The sequence below is a fragment of the Janthinobacterium kochi genome, from assembly GCF_051380715.1.
Lineage (GTDB): Bacteria > Pseudomonadota > Gammaproteobacteria > Burkholderiales > Burkholderiaceae_D > Janthinobacterium.
On record NZ_JBNYXO010000018.1, the window covers coordinates 24,982 to 46,110 of the forward strand.

At 64.0% G+C, this 21,129-nt stretch carries 22 protein-coding genes and 1 tRNA gene; 13 read left to right on the top strand and 10 right to left on the bottom strand.

The features are described 5' to 3' along the window. Positions 1–4 precede the first annotated feature (4 nt). Entirely contained in the window at positions 5–937 is a 933-nt protein-coding gene (locus ACQ4WL_RS25435; protein ID WP_436512243.1) for a 2-hydroxyacid dehydrogenase, read from the top strand. A gap of 1 nt (position 938) precedes the next feature. Further along, on the top strand, positions 939–1,859 hold the full coding sequence (locus ACQ4WL_RS25440) for a hydroxymethylglutaryl-CoA lyase (RefSeq protein WP_436512245.1): 921 nt from the start codon (positions 939–941) through the stop codon (positions 1,857–1,859). Positions 1,860–1,987: 128 nt separating this feature from the next. Here the strand turns inward: ACQ4WL_RS25440 and ACQ4WL_RS25445 are convergent. After that, positions 1,988–2,064, bottom strand: a tRNA-Pro gene (locus ACQ4WL_RS25445). A gap of 165 nt (positions 2,065–2,229) precedes the next feature. Between ACQ4WL_RS25445 and ACQ4WL_RS25450 the strand changes: the two genes are divergently transcribed. After that, positions 2,230–2,871, top strand: coding sequence for a hypothetical protein (locus tag ACQ4WL_RS25450; protein WP_436512247.1), 642 nt, complete (start codon positions 2,230–2,232; stop codon positions 2,869–2,871). 39 nt (positions 2,872–2,910) lie between these two features. On the opposite strand, the gene rsmI is transcribed toward ACQ4WL_RS25450, so the two are convergent. Continuing rightward, complete coding sequence (rsmI, locus tag ACQ4WL_RS25455; RefSeq protein WP_436512248.1) at positions 2,911–3,819, bottom strand: 16S rRNA (cytidine(1402)-2'-O)-methyltransferase; 909 nt, start codon at positions 3,817–3,819, stop codon at positions 2,911–2,913. Between the two features lie 12 nt (positions 3,820–3,831). Here rsmI and ACQ4WL_RS25460 point away from each other — a divergent pair, with 12 nt between their 5' ends. From ACQ4WL_RS25460 to ACQ4WL_RS25490, 7 genes are all read left to right on the top strand, one after another. Further along, the gene (locus ACQ4WL_RS25460) at positions 3,832–5,196 is read left to right on the top strand and encodes a penicillin-binding protein activator (protein ID WP_436512250.1); all 1,365 of its coding nucleotides are present in this window, start codon (positions 3,832–3,834) and stop codon (positions 5,194–5,196) included. 9 nt (positions 5,197–5,205) lie between these two features. Then, positions 5,206–5,565: a YraN family protein gene (locus ACQ4WL_RS25465; protein ID WP_436512252.1), complete on the top strand. Its 360-nt coding sequence runs from the start codon at positions 5,206–5,208 to the stop codon at positions 5,563–5,565. 57 nt (positions 5,566–5,622) lie between these two features. Further along, entirely contained in the window at positions 5,623–6,219 is a 597-nt protein-coding gene (locus ACQ4WL_RS25470; protein ID WP_034752465.1) for a phosphoheptose isomerase, read from the top strand. Beyond that, a complete protein-coding gene (locus ACQ4WL_RS25475) occupies positions 6,212–6,898 on the top strand; it encodes a BON domain-containing protein (RefSeq protein WP_436512254.1) in 687 nt (228 codons plus the stop codon). Before ACQ4WL_RS25470 ends, ACQ4WL_RS25475 begins: the two co-directional genes overlap by 8 nt. An 87-nt stretch (positions 6,899–6,985) precedes the next feature. After that, positions 6,986–7,507 (top strand): peroxiredoxin family protein, encoded by a 522-nt coding sequence (locus ACQ4WL_RS25480; protein WP_436512256.1) that lies wholly within the window; start codon positions 6,986–6,988, stop codon positions 7,505–7,507. Positions 7,508–7,599: 92 nt separating this feature from the next. Next, positions 7,600–8,190 carry a sigma-70 family RNA polymerase sigma factor gene (locus ACQ4WL_RS25485; RefSeq protein WP_436512258.1) on the top strand — a complete coding sequence of 197 codons (591 nt, stop codon included), beginning with the start codon at positions 7,600–7,602 and terminating at the stop codon, positions 8,188–8,190. Next, positions 8,187–8,882 (top strand): anti-sigma factor, encoded by a 696-nt coding sequence (locus ACQ4WL_RS25490; RefSeq protein WP_436512260.1) that lies wholly within the window; start codon positions 8,187–8,189, stop codon positions 8,880–8,882. The genes ACQ4WL_RS25485 and ACQ4WL_RS25490 overlap by 4 nt, the downstream gene beginning before the upstream one ends. Before the next feature lie 101 nt (positions 8,883–8,983). Here ACQ4WL_RS25490 and ACQ4WL_RS25495 read toward each other — a convergent pair whose 3' ends face one another. Next, the gene (locus ACQ4WL_RS25495) at positions 8,984–9,406 is read right to left on the bottom strand and encodes a PaaI family thioesterase (protein WP_436512262.1); all 423 of its coding nucleotides are present in this window, start codon (positions 9,404–9,406) and stop codon (positions 8,984–8,986) included. Between the two features lie 90 nt (positions 9,407–9,496). Next, positions 9,497–10,654, bottom strand: coding sequence for a PepSY-associated TM helix domain-containing protein (locus ACQ4WL_RS25500; protein WP_436512264.1), 1,158 nt, complete (start codon positions 10,652–10,654; stop codon positions 9,497–9,499). Between the two features lie 108 nt (positions 10,655–10,762). Between ACQ4WL_RS25500 and ACQ4WL_RS25505 the strand changes: the two genes are divergently transcribed. Together ACQ4WL_RS25505 and ACQ4WL_RS25510 are read left to right on the top strand one after the other, a co-directional pair. Continuing rightward, positions 10,763–11,107, top strand: coding sequence for a hypothetical protein (locus tag ACQ4WL_RS25505; RefSeq protein ID WP_436512265.1), 345 nt, complete (start codon positions 10,763–10,765; stop codon positions 11,105–11,107). 91 nt (positions 11,108–11,198) lie between these two features. Next, positions 11,199–13,355 carry a TonB-dependent receptor gene (locus tag ACQ4WL_RS25510; RefSeq protein WP_436512266.1) on the top strand — a complete coding sequence of 719 codons (2,157 nt, stop codon included), beginning with the start codon at positions 11,199–11,201 and terminating at the stop codon, positions 13,353–13,355. Positions 13,356–13,416: 61 nt separating this feature from the next. On the opposite strand, the gene ACQ4WL_RS25515 is transcribed toward ACQ4WL_RS25510, so the two are convergent. From ACQ4WL_RS25515 to pdxR, 4 genes are all read right to left on the bottom strand, one after another. Beyond that, a complete protein-coding gene (locus ACQ4WL_RS25515) occupies positions 13,417–14,085 on the bottom strand; it encodes a uracil-DNA glycosylase (RefSeq protein WP_436512268.1) in 669 nt (222 codons plus the stop codon). Positions 14,086–14,242: 157 nt separating this feature from the next. Beyond that, positions 14,243–15,250, bottom strand: coding sequence for a lipoyl synthase (gene lipA / locus ACQ4WL_RS25520; protein ID WP_436512270.1), 1,008 nt, complete (start codon positions 15,248–15,250; stop codon positions 14,243–14,245). 39 nt (positions 15,251–15,289) lie between these two features. Beyond that, positions 15,290–15,994 (bottom strand): lipoyl(octanoyl) transferase LipB, encoded by a 705-nt coding sequence (gene lipB, locus ACQ4WL_RS25525; RefSeq protein ID WP_436512271.1) that lies wholly within the window; start codon positions 15,992–15,994, stop codon positions 15,290–15,292. 75 nt (positions 15,995–16,069) lie between these two features. After that, complete coding sequence (pdxR, locus tag ACQ4WL_RS25530; protein WP_436512273.1) at positions 16,070–17,542, bottom strand: MocR-like pyridoxine biosynthesis transcription factor PdxR; 1,473 nt, start codon at positions 17,540–17,542, stop codon at positions 16,070–16,072. A gap of 137 nt (positions 17,543–17,679) precedes the next feature. On the opposite strand from pdxR, the gene ACQ4WL_RS25535 reads away from it, so the two are divergent. Further along, entirely contained in the window at positions 17,680–18,879 is a 1,200-nt protein-coding gene (locus ACQ4WL_RS25535) for a multidrug effflux MFS transporter (protein ID WP_436512275.1), read from the top strand. Here ACQ4WL_RS25535 and ACQ4WL_RS25540 read toward each other — a convergent pair. Together ACQ4WL_RS25540 and ACQ4WL_RS25545 are read right to left on the bottom strand one after the other, a co-directional pair. Then, positions 18,872–19,168, bottom strand: coding sequence for a DUF493 family protein (locus ACQ4WL_RS25540; protein WP_436512276.1), 297 nt, complete (start codon positions 19,166–19,168; stop codon positions 18,872–18,874). The genes ACQ4WL_RS25535 and ACQ4WL_RS25540 overlap by 8 nt on opposite strands. Before the next feature lie 316 nt (positions 19,169–19,484). After that, entirely contained in the window at positions 19,485–21,080 is a 1,596-nt protein-coding gene (locus ACQ4WL_RS25545; RefSeq protein WP_436512278.1) for a DUF6600 domain-containing protein, read from the bottom strand. Between the last annotated feature and the right edge of the window lie 49 nt (positions 21,081–21,129).

The following is a 21,129-nucleotide window of genomic DNA, read 5'->3' on the forward strand; positions in this document are numbered from 1 at the left end:
GCACATGCGCATCCTGTTACAACGCTCGGACGGCAAGGAAGCGGCGTGGATCGCCGATTTCAAGGACTTGCTGCCCGACGCCGAAATTGTTTTCTGGCGCGAAGGCGAAGCAGTTGAACCATGCGATTACGCCGTCGTGTGGCAGCCGCCCGCCGCCATGCTGCCCGCATTAAGCGAAGTCAACGCCATCTTCAACACGGGCGCCGGCGTCGACGCGCTATTGAAATTTGGCGAGGCGCTGCCCGCGCACGTGCCGCTGGTGCGCCTGGACGACGCGGGCATGGGCGTGCAGATGGCCGAGTATGTGAGCCACGCCGTGCTGCGCCACTTCCGCCGCTTCGACGACTACGAGGCGCAGGGCCGCGCCGGCATCTGGCAGCCGCTGCCCGCCTTCGACAAGATGGATTTCCCCGTCGGCGTGCTGGGCATGGGGGTGCTGGGCACGCGCGTGCTGCAAGCGCTGGCGCAATTCGAATTTCCGCTGCGCGGCTGGAGCCGCAGCCGCAAGCAGCTCGATGGCGTCGAGTGCTACGCAGGCGAAGAAGGGCTGGAAGCATTCTTGCGCGGCACGCGCGTGCTGGTGTGCATGCTGCCGCTCACGCCGGAGACGCACAACCTGCTCGACCGCACGCGCCTGTCGATGCTGCTGCCGGGCGCCTACGTCATCAACGTGGCGCGCGGCGCGCATCTCGCCGAACCGGATTTGCTGACGCTGATCCGCTCCGGGCATATCGCCGGGGCGACGCTCGACGTGTTCCGCAACGAGCCGCTGCCGCAGCAGCACCCGTTCTGGCAAGAACCCCGCATCACCATCACGCCGCATATTTCGGCGGCCACCCTGCGCCGCGAAAGCGTAGCGCAGATCGCCGCCAAGATGCGCCGCCTGCACGCCGGAGACTCTGTCGCCGGCATCGTCAACCGTTCGCAAGGATATTGAAATGAACCCTACTACCAGTCTGCCCAAGCAGGTCAAGATCGTCGAAGTGGGTCCGCGCGACGGCCTGCAGAACGAGAAGGAAACCATCAGCGCCGCCGTCAAGATCGAGCTGGTCGACCGCCTGACCCTGGCCGGCTTCGCCAATATCGAGGCGGCGTCGTTCGTCTCGCCAAAATGGGTGCCGCAGATGGCCACCAGCGCGGAAGTGATGGAGAAAATCGCGCGCCGCGCTGGCACGATGTATTCGGCGCTGACGCCGAACATGCAGGGTTTCGAAGCGGCGCTGGCGGCGAAGGCCGATGAAGTGGTGATCTTCGGCTCCGCTTCCGAGGCCTTCTCGCAAAAGAACATCAACTGCTCGATCGCCGAATCAATCGCCCGCTTCGAAGGCGTGGCGAAGGCGGCCAAGGAACACGGTCTGCGCCTGCGCGGCAGCATCAGCTGCGCCTTCGGCTGCCCCTATCAGGGCGACGTGCCGCTGGACGCCGTGGCCGACGTGGTGGGCCGCATGCGCGACCTCGGTTGCGACGAGATCGACATCGCCGACACCATCGGCGTCGCCACGCCACGCAAAACGCAGGCGGTGATGCAGCGCGCGATTGCGGCTTTTCACGTGGGCGGCCTGTCCGGCCACTTCCACGATACCTACGGCCAGGCGCTGGCGAACATCTACGCCAGCCTGGAAACGGGTATCGCGATCTATCACTCGTCCGTCTCGGGCCTGGGCGGCTGCCCGTACGCCAAGGGCGCCACCGGCAACGTGGCCACCGAAGACGTGCTGTACATGATGCAGGGGCTGGGGATAGACACCGGCATCGACCTGGACCTGGTGGTCGATGCGGGGCAGTTCATCTCGCAGCAGCTGGGCCGCAAGGGATCGAGCCGGGCGGGCAACGCCATCGCGGCGAAACGCGCCGGCTGAAATCTGGGGTCAGACCCTCAATGCCGCTAGCGTCAAGCTCAGCGCCAACACATCCGGGGGTCTGACCCCGGCAGTACAGACGAAAAAAAACCCAAGAGCCTAAACTCTTGGGTTTTTTTCTACAAATTTGGTCGGAGTACAAGGATTCGAACCTTGGACCCCCTGGTCCCAAACCAGGTGCGCTACCGGGCTGCGCCACACTCCGAAGACCAAGATAATACAGGCCGTTTCAACTTCGGTCAAGGGTCAGGTGAAACTCTGTGTAAATTATTTACGCGCAGCACTGGAAGCCCTGTATTTTCAGCATGCATGAAATATGCGACACTCGGTTTGCAAGTTTTCCCGATCAGACATGAAGGCGATGACGGCAATGGATTTCAGTATCGAAAAAAACGGCGGAAGCGACGGTGGCCAGCCCATGCCGAACCGCCGCGGCATCGTGCTGGGCATAGCCGTGTCCTTGCTGCTGCATGGCGCCGTGATCTATCTATGGCGCCATGTGCAGCCGGTAGCACGGATAGATACGGCCCCGCGCGTGGAGTCGATCGCTGTATGGATACGTCCGCTGGCCGCCAAGCCGCCCCCGCCACCCGTCGAAGTCGTCAAGCCGAAACGCGAACCCAAGCCCATCAGCAAGCCGAAACTCGCCGCCACGCGAGAAACGCCGGCGGTGGCCACGGCGCTGGCGCCAGGTCCGCACGCCATCACGGTCGTACCGGCATCACCGGCCACGCCGGCAGCCAGTCCCGATACCCTCACGCAAGAAACACCGAAATTCGACATGGAAGCGGCCAGGAGAACGGCGCGCAAGGTGGCCGGCGAGCGCGACCCGTCCAAAGTGGGCACGGCCGTGGGACAAATCCCCGACAAGCCCCTGCAAACGGAAACCCAGTTGGCGCGCGACATCGCGCAAGGCAAGCGCGGCGATTGCCGCAGCGCCTATGCAGGCGCGGGCTTGCTGGCGCCCGTGTTGATGTTGCTGGACAAGAAGGATAGCGGCTGCAAGTGGTGAGTCTAACAACATACCCGGATTGGGTATCTCACAATCACCTTATTCCTGCCCCTTCAATTGCAAAGCCCGCTCATACAGGGCATTTTTCTTGCGGCCCGTGATTTGCGCCGTCAGATTCGCCGCCTGCTTGACGCTGCACTCGGCCAATAAAATGTTCAGAATGCGCTCCGCTTCCACATCTTCCGCGTCCTGCGCCTCCGTGGCGCCTTCCAGCAGCACGACAAATTCTCCCTTTTCGCGGTGCGCGTCGGCACGGATCCAGTTTTCCGCTTCGGAAAGGGGGCAGCGGTGGATTTCCTCGAACATTTTCGTCAGTTCGCGCGCGAATACCACCTGGCGCGTGGGCTCGAACGCTTCCACCAGGGCCGTGGCGCAATCGAGGATGCGGTGCGGCGCTTCATAAAAGACCATGGTGGCCGTCACGCCGCGCAGGCTGTGCAGCATGTTTTCGCGCTGCTTGGCCTTGGCTGGCAAAAAACCGACGAAGTAAAACTGGTCATTCAACAGGCCGCTGGCGGAAATGGCCGTGATCGCCGCCGACGGACCGGGCAGGGGCAGCACGCGCAAGCCCGCCGCGCGCACGGCATCGACGATGCGCGCGCCGGGGTCGGAGACGGCCGGCGTGCCCGCATCGGAAACGAGGGCGATGCGCTCGCCGGCATGCAGGCGGGCGATCAGCGTTTGCGCCACCTCGCGCTCATTATGTTGATGCGCCGCAATTAATGGCTTGTTCAGGCCAAAGCGCGTCAGCAGGTGCGCCGTGTTGCGCGTATCTTCACAGGCGACGGCGTCGGCAAGGCTCAGCAAATGCAGCGCGCGCAGGCTGATGTCGGTCACATTGCCGATCGGCGTGGCCACTATATACAATGTTGCGATAGGATAGACCTGGTGCGCCGCCTCTGTCATGATGGGCAGGCTGGCGATGGAACTGATTTCTTGTACGGTCATTTTGGAGGTTAAATGCTTGCTAATAGTGTGAAGTTACTGCTTGTTTGTGCCGCGACCGGCATGCTGAGCGCTTGCAGCACGCCTTGCGACGCGCCCGGTCAATTGTGCGCGCCTATTGAATCTAACACAAGGGCGCTGCCGCCACCGACGCTGCCGCCACCGCCCGTGCCGCCCAAGCCGCAAGCGCCCGAACCGGTGACGTTTGCCGTGGCCGTGCCTGACATTACCGCGTATGACAGCAATGGCGCGCCGCTGGCGCCCATCAAGAACAAGCCGGCGACCGGCACGCCGCAAGACATGCCGGCCGCCACGGCGCCGGCGCCGTCCGACGGCAAGGTCCACCACATCGGCCTGCTGCTGCCGCTGCGCTCGGCGTCCCTGGGACCGGCCGCCGAATTGCTGCGCGCCGGCTTCATGGCCGCGTATGAACGCGACCGCAGCGGCTTTGAAGTGACGGTGATCGACACGGGCGACGGCAGCAGCGACGTGCTGAACAAGTTTGCGCAAGCGCAAGAGGAACAGGACATCGTCGTCGGGCCTTTGTCGCGCTCGGCCGTGACGGCCGTGGCGAATAGCGACCTGGTGCGTAAACCAACGATCGCCCTGAACCACCCGGACAACCGCGGCGACGCGCGCCTGCCGGCCAAGCTGCTGGTGATGGGACTGTCGATCGAGGCAGAAGCGCGCCAGGTCGCCGCCTGGGCCGCCAGCGAACAGCCTGGCGCCAGCGCGCTGATCCTGTCAGCCGGCTCGCCCTCGCAGCGCCGCATCAGCGCCGCCTTCAAGCAGGAATGGCTGCGCCAGGGTGGCAAGATCGAGACGATGGACTTGACGGCCACGAATGGCTACCTGAGCGATGCCGAGCTGGTGCAGCTGCGCGCGCGCCTGGCCGCGACGCCACCGGGCCTGCTGTTTGCCGCGCTCGACGCCGACCAGGCGCGCCAGTTGCGCGTGGCCATCGGCAGCGATTTGCCCCTGTATGGCACCTCGTCATTGAATCCCGGCGCCGGGCGCGGCGCCAGCGGCCCCGAGCTCGACGGCGCGCGCCTGCTGGACTTGCCGTGGCAGGTCCAGCGCGACCATCCGCAAGTGATGGTGTATCCGCAGCCGCCGCAGCCAGGCGACGTCCGCCTGACGCCCGACATGGAACGCCTGTACGCGCTGGGCATCGATGCCTTCCGCGTGGCGCGCGAAGTGGCGCTGCGCCCGAACGCGCCATTCACCCTCGATGGCGTGACGGGCCGCCTGGTCATACGCTTTGAGAACGATCAAAGCGTGTTCGAACGCACGGAACAAGCTGCCACCTACCAGCAGGGCGTGCTGGGCACCTGGCCACCGACCGCGCCCACGCCTGTCGCCTTGCCACCGGTGCAATAAGAGCACGCCATGCCACCTCTGCCGTTCCAGAACAAGCAGGCACGGGGACGACAGGGGGAAGACGATGCGCTCGCGTATCTGTTGCTGCAAGGCTTGGTGCTGCTTGCGCGCAACTATCGGTGCAAGGGCGGCGAATTGGACCTGATCATGCGCGATGGCGCGTCGGTCGTTTTCGTCGAAGTGCGGCTACGCAGCAGTGCAGCTTTCGGCGGCGCCCTGGCCAGCATCACGCCAGCGAAGCAACGGCGCATGGTGGTGGCCGCGCAAACCTGGCTGCTGGGGCAAAAGACGCTGCCACCGTGCCGCTTCGACGCACTCGCCATCGATGGCGGGCGCATCAGCTGGCTGAAGAACATCCTCGATATGTAAGCATTTTTAACAGTGCTTGTCCGCCATGCCGCGCGCCTGCACTATAATCGGCAGACTATGAATAATCAACGCATCCTCTCGCACTTCCACGAAAGTGCCGAACTTAAGATCCAGGCCGCTACCGTACTGGCGCAACCCATTGCGCAGGCGATCGACCTGATGTTTTATGCATTGTCCAACGGCAACAAGATCCTCGCTTGCGGCAATGGCGGTTCCGCCGCCGACTGCCAGCATTTTGCAGCCGAGCTGGTGGGACGCTTCGAACGGGAACGCTTTCCGCTGCCGGCCCTGGCGCTGACGACGGATACGTCGATCCTGACGGCCGTGGCCAACGACTACAGCTACCGCGAGATTTTCTCGAAGCAGGTGCAGGCCTTCGGCCAGGCCGGCGACATCCTGCTGGCCATCTCCACGTCGGGCAATTCGGCCAACGTGATGGCCGCCGTAGAAGCGGCGCTCGAGCGCGAAATGCGCGTCGTGGCGCTGACGGGCAAGGACGGCGGCGCCATCGGCAAGATGCTGACGGACGCCGACGTGCATATCTGCGTGCCGGCCGAGCGCACGGCGCGCATCCAGGAAGTTCATCTGACCACCATACATTGCATCTGCGACGGCATCGACGTCGCCCTATTCGGAGGAGACGTGAATGACTAAATTCGGTACTGGCCCAGGCTGGAAACGCGTACAACGCCCGCTGGCAACGGCACTCTTGTGCGGCGCCATGCTCACCTCGCTCACCGGCTGCATCGAACTGATGGTCGGCGGTGCCGTGATGGGCGGCGTTGCCGCGGCAGACCGCCGCACCCTGGGCGCCCAGACCGAAGACAAGTCGATCGCCGTCAAAGGCGAGTCGCGCATCCCCTCCATCGTCGGCGATGCCGGCCATGTGAATGTCACCAGCTTCAACCGCCGCGTCCTGCTGACGGGCGAAGTGCGCGATGACGCGATGAAAAATGCCGTCGAGCGCGAAGTGCGCAATATCGAAGGCGTGGAGTCGGTGGCCAATGAACTGATCATCGCCGGCCCGGCCAGCTATACCTCGCGCTCGAACGACGCGCTGATCACCACCAAGGTCAAGGCCAGCCTGGTGGACATGAAAACCATCTCGGCGGCCTCGTTCAAGGTCGTCACCGAGAACGGCACCGTCTTCCTGATGGGCCGAGTCACCCAGCGCGAAGGCACGGTCGCGGCCGACGTGACGCGCGGCGTAGGCGGCGTGCAGAAAGTGGTCAAGCTGTTCGACTACATTTCGGAAGCGGAACTGAAGCAATTGCAGCCTGATCCGCCGCAGCAGCGCACGACAAACACGGTCAGCGACACGGTCCAGCAATAAGCGTTCTCCCCCATCCGGCCTACGGCGCCTGAGTGATGATGCGACTATAATGGCCGCATCGTTGCTCTACATTAGTGAAACTTCGCCATGTCAACTTCGCCCTCCGCAAGCAAGTCCTGGATCAAGCCAGCCCTGATCGCCGTCTTCGTGGCGGGCGTGGCGGCGGCAGCTTACCTGTCGTTGAATGACAAGCAAAGCGCGCCGGACGTGACGTTCCACGGCATCCATGGCGAAAAAATCACTTCGTCCAGCCTGCGCGGCAAGGTGGTGATGGTCAATTTCTGGGCCACCTCGTGCACCACGTGCGTGGCGGAAATGCCGGAGATGGTCGACACCTACAACAAGTACAAGGGGCAGGGACTGGAATTCGTGGCTGTAGCCATGAAATACGATCCGGCCAACTACGTGCTGAACTTTGCTGAAACGCGCCAGCTGCCGTTCAAGGTGGCGCTCGACGTGACGGGCGAGGCGGCCAAGGCCTATGGCGACGTGGCCCTCACGCCCACCACCTTCGTGCTCGACAAACAGGGCAAGATCCTCAAGCGCTACGTGGGCAAGCCTGAATTCGCGGAACTGCACAAGCTGCTCGAGTCTGCCATCGCCGGCTGAGGCTCAGCACCGCACAAAACCTTGTTGCTAAAGGTTGCCAAGTTGTTATAACCTTCCCAGGCGTGATCCCATTCACCTTGTGAAGGCCAGCCGTGTCCCTCGCCGCTCAATCGCTCGACCCGCAGCAACTCACAACCTGGCTGCTCGCCACCGGCAACAAGGACGCCGCGGCGTTCCGCCAGCTATATAACTCCACCTCATCGAAACTGTTTGGCTTTGCGCTGCGTATATTGCATAAGCAAGAGCTCGCTGAAGAAGCCTTGCAAGAGGGGTTCGTCGCCATCTGGAACAACGCTGCCACCTACCAGAACCATCTGGCGGCGCCGATGACCTGGATGGCCACCATCGTGCGCAACAAGGCGTTCGATGTGCTGCGGCGCAGCGACGATACCGTGGAAATCGATGCCGAACAGTTTGATAGCGAAGTCATGAATGCACTGCGGGATCCCCAGGCCACGCCGATCGAATCACTGCAACTGAGCGGTGACGCCAAGGCGCTGGCGTTTTGCATGTCGGCCCTGGAAGGGCTGCACCGGCAGGTGGTCGCCCTGGCGTTCTATCACGACCTGTCGCACAGCGAAGTGGCGCAGCAGATGTCGCTGCCGATCGGCACCGTGAAAACCTGGATACGCCGCAGCCTGGAACGGCTGCGCACGTGCCTGGCGAAACGGGAGGCATCATGAATAGCCGCGGCAATGACAGCCTGCGCCAGAAACTGGCGTCCGAATACGTGCTGGGCACGCTGAAAGGGGGCGCGCGGCGGCGTTTCGAAGGCTGGCTGCACAACGACGCCGATCTGCGCAATATCACGGCCGCATGGCGCCAGCGTTTGGAACCGATGGCGGAATTTGCCACGCCCGTGGCGCCGCCCAAACGGGTGTGGCAGCAGATCGAACAGCGTTTGCACCTGGCGCCGCAGGGCGGCTGGTCGCTATGGCGCGATGCGCTGTCGTTCTGGCGTGGCCTGGGCATGGCCTCGAGCGCCATCGCCGCGCTGCTGGTGATCGTCATGGCCACGCGCGTGCTGGATGCGCCGCAGATCAGCTATGTGGCCAGCCTGACGGACGAGAAAGCGCAAACAGCCCTGCTGCTGACGGCCGACAGCCGCCACGGCGCACTCGAGGTACGCATGCTGGGCAACGCGCCCGTGCCTGCTGATCGCGACCTGGAACTGTGGGCCGTGCCGAAGAGCGGCAACCCGCGCTCTTTGGGCTTGCTGGCCGACAAGGGCAACGTGACACTGGCCCTGTCGCAGCGCGCCATCGGCAGCGACGTGGCCCTGCTGGCCGTCACGCTGGAACCGAAAGGCGGTTCGCCGAATCCGCACGGGCCGACGGGACCGGTTTTGTATAAGGGTAACTGGGTGAAAATCTAGCGAACCCAAGCAAGGGCTGGGGTCGTTCCCTTCGGGATCGGAATTTCCCCCATTGGGGAAAATTCCCCCTGCAGGGTACGACCCCGGATTTTGCCCTTGGGTTACTTGGGATACAGAATCATCTGCGTGCAGCGAAACAGGGCAATCGTCTTGCCCGTTTCCTTGCTTTTCACCACGGCATCCCACACTTGCGTGTTGCGGCCCTTGTGCTCGACTTTCGCCGTGCAGGTGAGCGTGCCTTCGCGGGCCGTGCCCAGGTGGTTCGATTTCAACTCGATGGTAGTGAAATTGTTCGCGCCCTCGGGCAGGTTGACGATGCAGCCATAGCCGCAAGCCGTGTCGGCCAGGGTCACCACGCTGCCCGCGTGCAAATAGCCGTTCGGCGCCAGCAAATGTGGCAGCACGGGTAATTCCGCCGTCAGCTGGCCGTCGCCCACTGCCGTGATGACGATGCCCAGGTGGCCGGGCAAGCGGCCTGTGCCGCGTTCATTCAACATTGCTACGGTGATGTCGGGATTGCTCATGCGGGTCCTTGTGCGGGTGAATCCGGACAGCGGCTCCGCCGGAAAATACTATGATGATAGCAACTTTCCCCGCATCGGTTTGGCCGCCGCTTATTTCCGGCTGCGCCGCCGTTTCCACCACACCAGCGTGCCCGTCAGCAGGAACAGCAGCGGCATCAAGCCAAAGACGGTAATGAAGGCGCGCCCGGCCACGCCAAATGCCTGACCCGAATGCAGGGGGAATTGCCAGCCCAGGAAGCGCTCGCCATACGGGGCCGTGAGCGGATCGCGGATGCGCAGGGACAAGCCGCTGCGCGCATCCAGGGTCAGGCGCGTGGCGCCGTCGCCGTGGGCGATTTCGTCTGGCTGACGCACGCGGATCTCGTACGGCTGATCCTTCTTCGCCGGCAACACGATACGCGACACGCGCGCTTGCGGATACAGTAGCTGCGCGGCGGCCATGGCCTGGCCCGCATCGAGCACGGCGCCATCCTGGGCCACATTCTTCAGTTTGACGGTATCGGGCACCGTCGACACCAGGTCCACCATGGGCACCACCAGTTGCGGCAAATTGAAATAGATGCCGGAAAAGGCCAGCACGGCCAGCACGGGCGCAGCAAAGAAACCAGCCGCCTTGTGAAACGTATAGTTGAAGCGCGGCCAGGAGCCGCCATGCGATACCGTCAGGGCGCGCTTGATCGCCGTCCACTGCAGGCGCGGCCACCACAGATAGATGCCGCTGAGCGCCATCAGCAGCAGGGCCACGCCGGAAATCCCCGTGACCGTCTTGCCCGCATCGCCCGTCAGCAGATAGCGGTGCAAATGAAACATGCCCGACATGAACAAGGGGCGCGTGAGGCCGAAACGGCCCCAATCGCGTTCGCCTTTCACTTGCAAGGTGTAGGGGTCGACCATCACCTGGCGCACGATGGCCTGGCTGAAGGGGGAAGGTTTGCCGGCTTGCCGGTAAGAGGCTACATACACGCCGCGCGCATCGGCGGGCGGCTTGAGCTGGCTCGGCTTGCCGTAGGCGGGGTCCGCCGCAAGAGTGTCCACCACCGCTTGCAGCGTGCGCGGCGTGACCTGCCACACCTGGCCAGGCGCTGGCGGGCTCGCCTGCAACAAGTTCGGATTCAGATACGCGTCGAGCTCCGGCATCCAGGCAATGGCGGAACCCGTCAAGCCCAAGAGGACGAACAGGGCGCCAAACCACAGGCCCGCGTACAGGTGCAGTTTGCTGATCAACCACTTGCTGGGGCGTTGCGACATGGAAACTCTGGAAAATTTTGGGCTGCGGAACGATAGCATGAAAGGCCTGCAGTGAAAACCATGCAACAAGCGCTGACAGCGGGGCGATTTTCTTGCTACTATGCGCCCATGTCTTCCCGCCAGCCCACCCGCAAGCTTGCTCATCACGCTGCCGCCGCCCTCGCGCGCACGCCGTGGCAGCTGTGCGTGGCCCTGTTCAGTGCGCTGGCCCTCGTGTTCCTGCTGTCGACGGCCGCTTCGCACCTGCACAAGACGACCCTCGACGCGGAAGAGTGCGCGCTGTGCGCCACGGCCATCGACAAGGTGGCCGATCTCGCCGTGCCACCGGCCATCGTCGAGCCGCCCGCCCAATTACTGCCGTACCGCTTGCTGGCCTTGGCGCCCGCTACCCTGGCGCCCGCCGCCACCCTCATCCTGCCGCCCGTGCGTGGCCCGCCTGCCGCCTCACTGTAGTTCCCACGCTGTTTTTCCTTTTTCAGGTTGCCCCTTGCCGCGCTTACATGCGTGCCGGGCCGCCTGGCGTTGACTATCTTTGAGGCTTACCATGCAACACACACCACGCCTGAGCGCGCTGTCGCTCGCCCTTGCCAGCCTGTTTACCATTTCCGCCCATGCCGCCGAGCCTGCTGAAGCCAGCACCGATGCCGCCCCACAAGACATGCAAAAAGTCGAAGTCACGTCCGCCCATTTGAAAAGCGCGCGCATCGAGCTGTCGCCGAAAGTCGGCACCACCATCTACAGCATCGACAGCCACATGGTCGACATGCTGGGCCAGGGCGACAACACGCCATTCAATGAAGTGCTGCTGCGCCTGCCGGGCGTGTCGCAGGATTCGAAGGGATCAGGTGCCCTGCACGTGCGCGACGACCATGCCAACGTGCAATACCGCATCAATGGCGTGCAATTGCCCGAAAGCATCAGCGGCTTCGGCCAGTCGATCGACACGCGATTGATCGACAAGACCGATTTCATGACGGGCGCCTTGCCGGCCCAGTTCGGCCTGCGCACGGCGGGCATCGTCGATATTGAAACAAAAGAGGGCGGACTGACGCCTGGCGGGCGCATCGGCATCATGGTCGGCAGCCACGACCATGTGGAGCCGAGTGCCGAATTTTTCGGTAGCGTCGGCAAGTTCAATTACTACCTGTCCGGCAGCTACCTGGGCAATGCCCTGGGCGTGGAAAACCCGCAAGCCACGCGCAGCGCCCTGCACGACAAGACGCGCCAGAACAAATCGTTCGGCAGCCTGTCGTATTTTCTTGATGACAACACGCGCCTGGGCGCCATGTTCGGCACCTACAACGGCCGCTTCCAGATCCCGAACAATCCGAACCAGGCGCCAGGCTTTTCCCTTGACGGCCATAGCGATGCGCAGGCGGGCACGTCCACGTTACCGTCGTCGCAGCTGAATGAAAACCAGCGCGAAGTAAACCGCTTCCTCGTGCTGTCGCTGCAGAAAAGCCTGGGCGACGTCAATTACCAGGTGTCGGCCTTCCACCAGTATTCGGCACTGCACTTCACGCCCGATGCCATTGGCGACCTGATCTACAACGGCGTGGCTTCCGACTCGCGCCGCGCCAACAGCGCTTCCGGTGCCCAGTTCGATATCAGCTACAAGCTGCACCAGGACCACACCGTGCGCGCGGGCCTGGCCTACACACGCCAGAAGACGACCAGCGACAACACGGTGGCCGTCTTCCCCGCCATGGACGGCGCGCAAACCTCCACCACGCCGATCAGCATTCTGGACAACAGCGGCAAGACGGGCACCCTGGCCAGCTTTTACCTGCAGGATGAATGGCATATCAGCAAACCCTTGACCCTGAACTATGGCGCCCGCTTCGACAAGGTTGCGGCCTACACCAGCGAGCAGCAATGGAGCCCGCGCGTCAACCTGGCCTACCAGATCGCGCCGGGCACGGCCCTGCACGCCGGCTATTCGCGCTACTTCACGCCGCCGCCGCAGGAATTGGCGGCGCAAGGCAGCATCGACCTGTATGCGAACACGACGAATGCGCCGGAAATCGGCCAGTCGGACAACGTCAAGGCCGAGCGCACGCATTACTACGACGTGGGCATCAGCCACCAGGTGAGTCCGAAACTGACCGTGACGGCCGATGTGTACTATAAAAAGATCAACAACCTGCTGGACGAAGGCCAGTTCGGCCAGGCATTGATACTGACGCCGTTCAACTATGCGGATGGCTACGCCAAGGGCCTGGAGTTATCCGCCATCTACAGCGAGAAAAACTGGGGCCTGTTCCTCAACGCCAGCACGCAAAAGGCGCAGGGGCGCAACATCAATTCGGGCCAGGCCCTGTTTGGCGCCGATGAGTTGAACTACATCAGCCAACACTATGTCTACCTCGATCATGACCAGAAATACACCTTGTCCGGTGGCGGCCACTATCATTTTGGCGATTCGCAAGTGAGCGCTGACTTCCTGTACGGCAGCGGTCTGCGCATGACGCCGGACGGCGGCGCCCCGAATTCCGGCCATTTACCCAGCTACTTCACCGTCAACACGGCGCTCACGCACACGTGGAAGAACACGCCGGTGGGCAAGGTGGAAGGACGGCTGGCCCTGATCAACCTGTTCGACAAGTCGTACCTGCTGCGCGACGGTTCCGGCGTGGGCGTGGGGGCGCCACAATACGGCGCCCGCCGCAGTTTCTATGCAGGCCTCTCAACCAGCTTTTAACCGTTACGCGCGAAGACAGCGGCAGGGAGCAACGCCTGCCGCTGTCGGTTGCCGTCATGCTTCAGCTATCGCCCCAGACGATGGGCGCCTGCCCGTGCGCCTGCAGGTAGGCATTCGCCTGGCTGAACGGCTTGCTGCCAAAGAAACCTTTACTGGCAGATAAGGGAGAAGGGTGGGGCGCTGTCAGCACCAGATGCTTGCCGGGGTCGATCAGGCTGCGCTTGGCTTGTGCCTGGCCGCCCCACAGGATAAAGACGAGATTATTCCGCTCGGCGCACAGGTGGCGAATCGCGCTGTCCGTCAGCTTTTCCCAGCCCTTGGCCGCGTGCGAACCTGCCGCCCCGGCGCGCACGGTCAGCACGCTGTTGAGCAACAACACCCCTTGCTCTGCCCAGTCCGTCAAATCCGTGCGCGCGCGCGCGATACCCACGTCCGTGGATAATTCCTTGAAGATGTTCTGCAAGCTCGGTTGCGTCGGATGGCCGTCCGGCACGGAAAAGCACAAGCCCATGGCCGCGCCGGGCGTGTGATACGGGTCTTGCCCCAGGATCACGACTTTGACTTGCCCGAACGGCGTCAGGTCGAACGCGCGGAAGATGGCCTTGCCCGGCGGAAAACACGGCCCCGCCGCATACTCTTCCTTCACGAAGGCCGCCAGGCGTTCCCAGTACGGCTGGGCAAATTCGCTCTCCAGCCGCGCCTTCCACGATGCATCGATGCGTACGTCCATGCGTCACCTCATAGCCGATTCGTCCACCATGCTTCGTCAAGCATGTTTTTTCAGCATGCCAGTATAGAACGCTCAGCAGCATGGGGCGCATACGATTCGAGCAGGCAAAAAAAAGCCACCGGCGTTAGCAGGTGGCCTTGATATGGCGCAAGGTTACTTAGAAATTCAGCGCCGATTCCACGCCGGCGCTGTGCGCCTGTTCATCTGCGTGGTACGAGCTGCGCACCATGGCGCCCACGGCGGCGTGGGTGAAGCCCATTTTGTACGCTTCCTCTTCGAACATCTTGAACACGTCCGGGTGCACGTAGCGACGCACGGGCAAGTGGCTGTTCGATGGCGCCAGGTATTGGCCGATGGTCAGCATGTCGATGTCGTGCTCGCGCATGTCGCGCATGACTTGCAGGATTTCCTCGTCCGTCTCGCCCAGGCCCACCATGATGCCGGACTTGGTTTTCACGTCCGGATACATGGCCTTGAAATCCTTCAGCAATTTCAGCGAGTGCATGTAGTCCGAACCGGGACGCGCTTCCTTGTACAGGCGCGGCGCCGTTTCCAGGTTGTGGTTCATGACGTCAGGCAAGCCATCCTTGAACAACAGCAGCGCTTTTTCCAGGCGGCCACGGAAGTCGGGCACCAGCACTTCGATGCGGGTGTTTGGCGACAGGGCGCGCGTTTGCTGGATGCACTCGACGAAATGGCCGGCGCCGCCGTCGCGCAAGTCATCGCGGTCGACGGAGGTGATGACGACGTAGTTCAAGCGCAGCTTGGCAATGGTTTTCGACAGGTTGGCCGGCTCCTCCTTGTCCAGCGGATCAGGACGGCCATGGCCCACGTCGCAGAACGGGCAGCGGCGCGTGCACTTGTCGCCCATGATCATGAAGGTAGCCGTGCCCTTGCCGAAGCATTCGCCGATGTTCGGGCAGCTGGCTTCCTCGCACACGGTGACGAGCTTGTTTTCGCGCAGCACATCCTTGATTTCATAGAAACGCGTGGATGCCGACGCGGCCTTGACGCGGATCCAGTCCGGCTTTTTCAGGCGCTCGACTTGCTCGATCGGAATGATCTTGATCGGAATGCGCGACGTCTTGCTGGCGCCTTTTTGCTTTTCGCTCGGGTTGTAGGCGGGAGCGGCGGGGGCGGTGCTGGAAATGGTCTCAGAAGTCATGGCTGCAAGCCCTTGAGGGGCAAAGTTTGGTTTGTTTGCTCAGGCATCCGCTGCCTGAGGCGCGCCTGCGGCGCTGTGTACTTCGCTTACATCGAGTAATACGGTCAATTCATGGGCCAGAGCCCGCTGCACGTCGGCCAGCGGCGCCACAACGCCCATGCTGCGCATGTCCACCGTCTTCAGGCCGGAATAGCCGCAGGGGTTAATCCAGGAAAACGGCGCCAGGTCCATCGCCACGTTGAGCGATACGCCATGGTAGGTGCAGCCGTTGCCGCGCACTTTCAAGCCCAGTGCGGCGATCTTGGCACCCTTGTCTGGCCCGCCGGCAATATAAATGCCGGGCGCGCCATCGATGCGCTCGCCTGCGAGATTATACGCCGCCAGCACGTTGATGATGGCTTGCTCGATTTTATGCACGAACTGGCGTGCATACAGCTTGCCGCCGGGCTTGTTGCGGCGCAAGTCCATCAACAAATAAATCACCACCTGGCCGGGGCCGTGAAAAGTGACTTCGCCGCCACGGTCCGTCTGCACCACCGGCACATTCTCGGCACCGGCCAGCAAATGGCCGCGATCGGCCGCCAGGCCCAGCGTGAACACGGGCGGATGCTCGACGATCCACAGTTCGTCGCGCGTGTCCGTCGTGCGCGCGTCGGTGAAGGCGCGCATGGCGGCAAAGGTCGGCTCGTATTCGACGCGGCCCAGCTCGCGGATCAGCGCCGTTTCGGTTCGGGTGGTGGTCATGACAGATTCTGTAATCAGCTGCCGGCGCCCTGCGGACGCTGCGGCGAAGCCGTGATTATAAGCCAGGCCGCCGTTTCATTCCGGGGTGGACTCTGGCAATAGCAGCAATCTGCCCAATTTTTGAGCAGCATGGCGTATCTGGGCCGCATTCAGGGCCGTGTAGCCCAGCAGCACGGCCGGCGCCAGCTTGGCGCTGTGACAAAAGTCGCCGAGCGGCTGCAGCGCCAGCCCCTCTTGCGCAGCGCGCGCGCAAAACGCCCGCTCGTCGCTGTCCGGCGGCAGCCACAGCACGCAATGGAAGCCCGCCTGCTGGCCGGAAATGGTGTAGCGGCCGGGGGCGATCTGCTCGAGGCAGGCCAGCAGCAAGTCGCGCCGCTCCTTGTAGGCCAGGCGCGCCTGGCGCAAATGGCGCACGAAAGCGCCTTCCTCCATCCAGGCGGCCAGCGCCAGCTGTTCCGTCACGCCCACGGAGCGGCCCGTCAACTGCAGGGTGCGCAGCAACTGCGGGCGCAAGGCCGGTGGCAGCACCATGAAACCCACGCGCAGGCCGGCAAACAGGGTCTTATTAAAACTGCCACAGTAAATCACGCGCTGGTATTGGTCCAGCGCCTTCAAGGCCGCCAGCGGCGCGCTCTGGTAATTGAATTCGCTGTCGTAATCGTCTTCCAGCACCCAGGCGCCGTTGTCGTTCGCCCACTCCAGCAAGGCCAGGCGGCGCGTGACGGACATGGTCACGCCCAGCGGCGACTGGTGCGCCGGCGTCACGTACGCGAGGCAGGCGTCGGCGTGCGCGGCCAGGGCGGCGCAATCGATGCCCTCGGCGTCAACGGCAATGTCCACCGGCACGGCGCCTACGAGGGCGAACAGGGCGCGCGCGGCCGGGTAGCCGGGCTCTTCCAGGCAAACCTTGTCGCCATCACGCACAATGCTGCGCGCCAGCAAGTCGATCGCGTGGCGGATGCCAGTGGTGACAACGATGTCTTGCGGGTCGCAGCGGATGCCGCGGTACTTGGCAAGGAAATCGGCGATCTGCTGGCGCAGCTGGGGCAGGCCGGCCGGATCGGCGCTGCACAACTGCTCCGGCGTGGCGGCCGCCAAGGCCCGCGTGGCGCACTTGGACCAGGCGGCCATGGGAAACAGGCTGGCGTCGGCGCGCCGCGCCACGAAGGGCAAGCCGTCGCGCACGCCCGTGTCCGAGGCGGGCGCGGGCACGCTAGCCGGTGCGGCCGGGGTGGCATCGGCGAAGCCTGCCATCAGGAAGCGTTCCGGCACCACGGCGCACACGCGCGTGCCGGAACCGGGCACGCGCGTCACGTACGCTTCCGCGTGCAAACGGTCGAACACGGTTTCGATGGTGCCGCGCGACAACTCCCACCGTTCGGCCAAGGTGCGGCTGGACGGCAAACGGCTGCCCGCCGGCAGCATCTTCGTCAGGATGGCCGAGCGCAGCGCTTCATACGCGCCATCCTGCTTGTTGACGCCCGCCTTGGCTAGCCAGCTGGTGGGACGAGGCAAGTCCAGGGCGTGCGGTGATTTTCCTCGCGGCATAATAATCGTCCAAGTGGTCCAATGAATTTTCTGATGACTGGCACTTCGCATTACACCACAAACATTCTACTCTCAGCGTTCTGGTGCGCCAGCGGGGCGCACGCATGAAGGGACACATGAGAGGATCGTGTAAAACAATGCAGAAACAAATCGCTGTATGGGCCTGGGGCGGCATCGTGCTGCTGCTGGTCTGCCTGTCGCGCATCAGCATCGACATCTATTTGCCTTCGCTGCCGGCCATGGCCGATGCCCTGCATGCCAGTGATGCCCAGTTGCAACTGACCCTGAGCCTGTTCATGGCCGGCTCGGCCGCCTCGATGCTCGCCTGCGGGCCGCTGGCCGACCGTTACGGACGCCGTCCCGTGCTGCTGGCCGGCACAGGCATTTATGTGCTCGCCAGCATCGTCTGCGCCGTGACCTCCGACGTCCACGTGCTGATCGCCGCGCGCGTGCTGCAGGCGTTCGGCGGCTGCAGCGGCACCATCATCGGCCGGGTGATGGTGCGCGACCGTTTTGATCCCGCCACGCAGGCGCGCATGCTGGGGAGAATCTCGATGGTGATGGGCCTGTCGCCGATCCTGGCGCCGCTGGCCGGCAGCGTGCTCGACGCGGCCTTCGGCTGGCGCGCCGTGTTTGGCGTGCTGTGCCTGCTGGGCGCGCTGTCGCTGGGCCTGATTGCCGCGTACGTGCCGGAAACCAAGCCAGCCGACGCCGTGCCACAAGGCAATACCCTGGCGCTCTACCGCCGCCTGCTGGGCGACGCGTATTTCCTGCGCTATGCGCTGGCCATCGGCTGTGTGTATTGCACGTATTTCCCCTTCATCGCAGAATCGTCCGTGTTGTTGCAAAGGGGTATGCATCTGTCGCCGCACGCGTATGCGCTGGTGTTCGCGCTGACGGTCAGCGGCTATGTGGCGGGATCGAGCCTGTTCCGCGCACTGGGACCGCGCCTGGGCGCCGATACCATGCTGGGCGTGGCGGTGCTGATCAATGTGGCGGGTGCAAGCAGTTTATTGCTGGCCGGCAGCCTGGCGCCGCAGCACGTGGCCTCGCTGGTGGCGCCCATGCTGCTGGTGATGGTGTCGGTGGGCATGGCGATTCCCGCCTGCCAGCTGGCGGTGCTGCAGCCGTATGGCGCCCAGGCGGGCAGCGCCTCGGGCCTGTTCTTCTTCGTGCAAATGGCGATCACGGCCGCGTGCGGCGCCGTCATCGCCGCCATCACCGACGGTAGCGAAAAGCCCCTGCTGTGGGTGACGGCGGCGGCCAGCACGGCCTTTGCCCTGGTGTGGCGGCTGACGAAACGCCAGCCCGCCCAGGCAAAAGCATGTCTTACATGACGATCTTGACCATCGGGTGGCCCGACAGCGCCATGTACAGGGCGTCGAGCTGCTCGCGGCTGATGGCGCGCACGGTCACGGTCAGGCCCGTGTAATTACCCTTGGGCGATGGACGCTCTTCCATGCGGCCCATGTGGAAGGTCGGATCGTGGCTGATGACCACTTCCAGCATGGTCGGCGCGAAATCGACATGCGTCGGACCCATGATCTTGATGGGAAAGTCGCTCGGGTATTCGATCAGCGATTCGCTGGGAGGAATAATGTGTTCGGTAGGAGGGGTGGTTTGCATGGGGAATCCTATCAGTGCCGGTCAGTGCCAAAGGCGTATTGTAGCCAACTTTGGCAGCGCCTGCGCCGTTGCCATGGTGCCAGGGGCGCGGAAAAAAAAAGCCAGCTTTGTAAGCTGGCGAAAACTATTTCGTTTGGACAAAATAGCCGGAAAATCGGTGCTGTCAGCCGCGAAGGCATTGCGTTGTCTTGCAATGACGCCACTGTAGACAAAACACCGGGGCTTGACCGCTGAAATGTGACGAACTGCCGGTTTGGCGGCTTGAACGTCGATAATCCATGACCGGACGGACAGGCGGCCAGCGCCAGCGCCCCGTTCAGCGCTCCGTTTCCTGCATCCGGCTACCGCGGCCGGGACCGCCGCGCTCATCATAGGGACGCTCAATGACGGGGCGCGGCCGCTCGACGCGGGACCGCTGCTCGCCACGCCACCCGGGGCGGCCTACCTGGTCTTGCACGGGTGGCAAGGCCGGCATCGCCGGCATCACGGGCTGGGCCGGCATCGGCGGCTGTTGCGGCTGGGCCGGCACGGGCGGCCGGTTCGGCTGCATGGGACGCGGCGCCATGTGCGTCTGGCCGTTGTCCGTCTGCAAGCGGCCGGGACGGTTGCCCCAGTCGCGCCGGACACCGTTGTCGCCGCGCGGTGCATCAGAGGGACGCTGCCAGTTGCCCGCCGGCGCAGGCGCCGTGCTCAAGGGCAAGCTTTGCATGACGGGCGGCGGCATGCTGGTGCGGTTGCGGCGCGGCACGTCAACCGTGCGCTGCGCGCCAAAGCGCTCGCCCGGCAGCATCGTCATGCCTGCTCGGCGTTCGCGCTCGCCCGCCACGGAGCGGCGTCCTTCGGCCACGCGGTTGATGCGGCGGTCATAGTCCGCGCTGGCGCGGTAGCCGGGCACGTAGCGGTCATGCGGCGACAGGGGAAACCAGCCCACGCCAGGACGCGGGCCTTGCTGCGGCCCAGCATTTGGCCCATGAACACCGCCCACCCAGCCCACCAGCGCCGGCGCCCAGGGCACGCGGCCGCGCTCGCGCCCCGGTGCCCAGCCCCAGCGGTGGCCCAGCAGCACCCAGCGGCCGTAATGCGAGGGCGCATAGCCCCACGGCGCATTGTCGACCCATGTCCAGCCCCATGGTGCGATCCACGTCCAGCTCCCGTCGCTGTAGGGCGCCCAGCCGGCCGGCACCGTGCTGGGCAGCCACAAGGGGCCGTATTCCGCGTCTTCCTGCCAGGCGCCGTAGCGGTCCAGCTCTTCATAGCCGGTGGTATCGTCCGTGACATAGCGCAAGGCCGGCGCGGCAGCGGGCAAGGCTTCGGGCCATTGGTCGAAGGCGATCCTGTGCAAGGCGCCCGTGCGCAATTGCTCGTCCGTCAGCTCGGCGCGCTTGCCGGCACGCAAGGTGACGCTGCCCATCGCGCCATCCACGTCGGCCGCGCCTTCGAGCACGCTGACGACGCTGGTGCCGGGCTGGCGCCCCGCATCGACGCGTACCCAGCCGGGCTGGGTCAGAATCACGCGGGCCTGGGCGGTGGTCAGCTCGAAGCCGCGCAGCGCGTCCGGATTACGCACGCGCACGCTGACCGTGCCATAGCCGAGGTGCAATTTGAAACTGTCGTCATCGAGCTCGCTCACCTCCAGCTCGGAATCGCCATCGAGGCGCACGGCGGCCGCGCCCACGCGAAATTCCGCCAGCGCCCCGCGCTCGGTGGTTAAGCGGTTATCCGTCGTGACGGGCCAGTTCAGCAGGGCGTTTTGCGCCTCGCCATCACCGGCGCGCACCAGCACCTGCCCTTCGACGGTGGAAATGCGCCCCACGCGCGTGGGCGGGTCCTCGGCCAGGGCGAAGGTGCACGCCGACGTCAGCAGCACGGCGCACACGGCGTGCAGGAAGGGGAAAGGCAGGGTCGGACGCATGGCAGCGCTCCAGGCAGGACTTACAAGGATGATTGCTATCGATTACATC

Coding starts and splice junctions, on each gene's coding strand:
- pdxR (WP_436512273.1), bottom strand. CDS start 17,542: ATGCCGCGAGGAAAATCACCGCACGCCCTGGACTTGCCTCGTCCCACC.
- lipA (WP_436512270.1), bottom strand. CDS start 15,250: ATGACTTCTGAGACCATTTCCAGCACCGCCCCCGCCGCTCCCGCCTAC.
- ACQ4WL_RS25540 (WP_436512276.1), bottom strand. CDS start 19,168: ATGCAAACCACCCCTCCTACCGAACACATTATTCCTCCCAGCGAATCG.
- ACQ4WL_RS25495 (WP_436512262.1), bottom strand. CDS start 9,406: ATGAGCAATCCCGACATCACCGTAGCAATGTTGAATGAACGCGGCACA.
- ACQ4WL_RS25475 (WP_436512254.1), top strand. CDS start 6,212: ATGACTAAATTCGGTACTGGCCCAGGCTGGAAACGCGTACAACGCCCG.
- ACQ4WL_RS25500 (WP_436512264.1), bottom strand. CDS start 10,654: ATGTCGCAACGCCCCAGCAAGTGGTTGATCAGCAAACTGCACCTGTAC.
- ACQ4WL_RS25535 (WP_436512275.1), top strand. CDS start 17,680: ATGCAGAAACAAATCGCTGTATGGGCCTGGGGCGGCATCGTGCTGCTG.
- rsmI (WP_436512248.1), bottom strand. CDS start 3,819: ATGACCGTACAAGAAATCAGTTCCATCGCCAGCCTGCCCATCATGACA.
- ACQ4WL_RS25440 (WP_436512245.1), top strand. CDS start 939: ATGAACCCTACTACCAGTCTGCCCAAGCAGGTCAAGATCGTCGAAGTG.
- ACQ4WL_RS25505 (WP_436512265.1), top strand. CDS start 10,763: ATGTCTTCCCGCCAGCCCACCCGCAAGCTTGCTCATCACGCTGCCGCC.
- ACQ4WL_RS25470 (WP_034752465.1), top strand. CDS start 5,623: ATGAATAATCAACGCATCCTCTCGCACTTCCACGAAAGTGCCGAACTT.
- lipB (WP_436512271.1), bottom strand. CDS start 15,994: ATGACCACCACCCGAACCGAAACGGCGCTGATCCGCGAGCTGGGCCGC.
- ACQ4WL_RS25480 (WP_436512256.1), top strand. CDS start 6,986: ATGTCAACTTCGCCCTCCGCAAGCAAGTCCTGGATCAAGCCAGCCCTG.
- ACQ4WL_RS25435 (WP_436512243.1), top strand. CDS start 5: ATGCGCATCCTGTTACAACGCTCGGACGGCAAGGAAGCGGCGTGGATC.
- ACQ4WL_RS25460 (WP_436512250.1), top strand. CDS start 3,832: ATGCTTGCTAATAGTGTGAAGTTACTGCTTGTTTGTGCCGCGACCGGC.
- ACQ4WL_RS25515 (WP_436512268.1), bottom strand. CDS start 14,085: ATGGACGTACGCATCGATGCATCGTGGAAGGCGCGGCTGGAGAGCGAA.
- ACQ4WL_RS25465 (WP_436512252.1), top strand. CDS start 5,206: ATGCCACCTCTGCCGTTCCAGAACAAGCAGGCACGGGGACGACAGGGG.
- ACQ4WL_RS25450 (WP_436512247.1), top strand. CDS start 2,230: ATGGATTTCAGTATCGAAAAAAACGGCGGAAGCGACGGTGGCCAGCCC.
- ACQ4WL_RS25545 (WP_436512278.1), bottom strand. CDS start 21,080: ATGCGTCCGACCCTGCCTTTCCCCTTCCTGCACGCCGTGTGCGCCGTG.
- ACQ4WL_RS25490 (WP_436512260.1), top strand. CDS start 8,187: ATGAATAGCCGCGGCAATGACAGCCTGCGCCAGAAACTGGCGTCCGAA.
- ACQ4WL_RS25510 (WP_436512266.1), top strand. CDS start 11,199: ATGCAACACACACCACGCCTGAGCGCGCTGTCGCTCGCCCTTGCCAGC.